The sequence below is a fragment of the Microcystis sp. M53603_WE2 genome (genome assembly GCF_030065435.1).
In genome coordinates, this window is record NZ_JASJFF010001050.1 from 1 (window position 1) to 2,080 (window position 2,080).

3 protein-coding genes are annotated in these 2,080 nt (G+C 45.5%); 2 read left to right on the top strand and 1 reads right to left on the bottom strand.

What is annotated here, in order from left to right; translation table 11 throughout:
- The coding region (gene dxs / locus PX481_RS22135; RefSeq protein ID WP_288096052.1) for a 1-deoxy-D-xylulose-5-phosphate synthase at positions 1-1,471 on the top strand (1,471 nt) is incomplete at its 5' end.
- A 69-nt stretch (positions 1,472-1,540) separates the two neighbouring features.
- Here dxs and PX481_RS29870 read toward each other — a convergent pair.
- Positions 1,541-1,681, bottom strand: coding sequence for a hypothetical protein (locus PX481_RS29870; RefSeq protein ID WP_002758606.1), 141 nt, complete (start codon positions 1,679-1,681; stop codon positions 1,541-1,543).
- A gap of 228 nt (positions 1,682-1,909) precedes the next feature.
- Here PX481_RS29870 and PX481_RS22140 point away from each other — a divergent pair.
- On the top strand, positions 1,910-2,080 hold a 171-nt coding region (locus PX481_RS22140), incomplete at its 3' end, for a DUF433 domain-containing protein (RefSeq protein ID WP_288096055.1).

Consider the following 2,080-nt stretch of genomic DNA (forward strand, 5'->3'; position numbering starts at 1 on the left):
AACCGGGGGTATGGCCCTAGAGGCGATTAACCATGCTGGACATTTACCGAACACCAACATCATGGTTATCCTCAACGATAACGAGATGTCCATTTCCCCCAACGTCGGGGCAATTTCCCGCTATCTCAATAAAGTTCGTCTTAGCGAACCCGTCCAGTTTATCGCTGATAATATCGAGGAACAATTGAAAAATCTACCCTTCTTCGGGGACTCCCTCACTCCGGAAATGGAACGAGTCAAAGAAGGAATGAAACGGTTAGCAGTTCCCAAAGTCGGCGCTGTCATTGAGGAATTGGGCTTTAAATATTTTGGCCCGATTGATGGTCATAATATTCCCGAATTAATCGCCACTTTTAAACAGGCCCATAAGGTCCACGGACCGGTTTTCGTCCACGTTGCCACCGTTAAAGGCAAAGGCTACGAATGGGCCGAAAAAGATCAAGTGGGTTATCATGCCCAAAATCCCTTTAATTTAGCCACGGGTAAACCGATTCCCTCCAGTAAACCGAAACCTCCCGCTTATTCCAAAGTTTTCGGGCATACTCTCACTAAATTAGCGGAAAATGACCCGCGCATTATCGGTATCACCGCCGCCATGGCCACGGGGACGGGATTAGATAAATTTCAGGCAAAACTGCCGAAACAGTACATCGATGTGGGAATTGCCGAACAACACGCGGTTACTCTCGCTGGTGGTCTTGCTTGCGAAGGAATGCGCCCGGTTGTCACTATTTACTCTACTTTCCTGCAGCGGGCTTTTGATCAGATTATTCATGATATCTGCATTCAAAATCTCCCGGTTTTCTTTTGTATGGACCGGGCCGGTATTGTCGGGGCCGATGGACCGACCCACCAAGGGATGTACGATATCGCCTATCTGCGTTGTATCCCCAATATGACCATTATGGCCCCGAAAGATGAGGCGGAACTGCAAAGAATGGTGGTGACGGGGATTAATCATACCAGCGGCCCCATTGCCATGCGTTACCCCCGGGGCAACGGTTTAGGGGTTCCCCTGATGGAAGAGGGTTGGGAAGCTTTACCCATCGGTAAGGGCGAAATTCTCCGCAGTGGCGATGATGTTCTCCTGTTAGGATACGGCACGATGGTCAACACTTCCCTACAGGTGGCCGAAATCCTCAGCGAACACGGCATCGAAGCCACAGTGGTTAATGCTCGTTTTGTCAAGCCCCTTGATACAGAACTTATCTTTCCCCTTGCCCAACGTCTTGGTAAAGTGGTGACTTTAGAAGAAGGTTGTTTGATGGGTGGTTTTGGTTCTGCGGTTTTGGAAGCTTTACAGGATGCTAATATTCTAGTTCCGGTCAAGCGTTTCGGGGTTCCCGATAAATTAGTGGACCACGCAACACCAGAGGAATCCTTCGCTGATTTGGGTTTAACCAGTCCCCAGATTGCCCAACAGGTTTTAGCGGCATTTTTTAGCCAAAAACAAACCGCTAACGTCGGTTAAAATCTCAAGATTAGCTTGGCCAGTTTTCCCGAAAAATTAGGGAAGACTGGTTTTTTTTGGTCTAGATAGTCAATGAAGACTGCCGGAAATAAATAGTGAGGGGAACGAACCACAGAGACACAAAGGACACAAAGATCGATCACTACTATATAAGTTAAATTTATCACACAAAGAATAAGAGAGTCCAGTAGCTTTAAGAGCATCAGCCATGAGTTGGTCATCAATGACAGTGTTAGTTCTCGTAGTATCCCTAGTTGTGTATAGTAGATTAAACCCCTTGCATAATTAATTTGTGAGGGTTCAAAAATGAGAAAAAAGGTTAAATTTTGTCAAGAAATTGCTTGAAGTTTTGTAAAGTAACTTGACTTAAAGACAGAATTGTGCATAGTAGAAGTAGGCGGAGAGAAGATTGGACGATTACAAGCAACTGAATTACCTATGGAAAACCAACTTTGGCAGCGAATCACACTCGATTTAAATATCTGTCATGGCAAACCTTGCCTTCGAGGATTGCGTTATCCTGTTGAATTTATCCTAGAATTACTTAGTTCTGGCATGAGTATCGAAGATATTTTAGCCGACTACGATGATTTGGAACGGGAGGATATT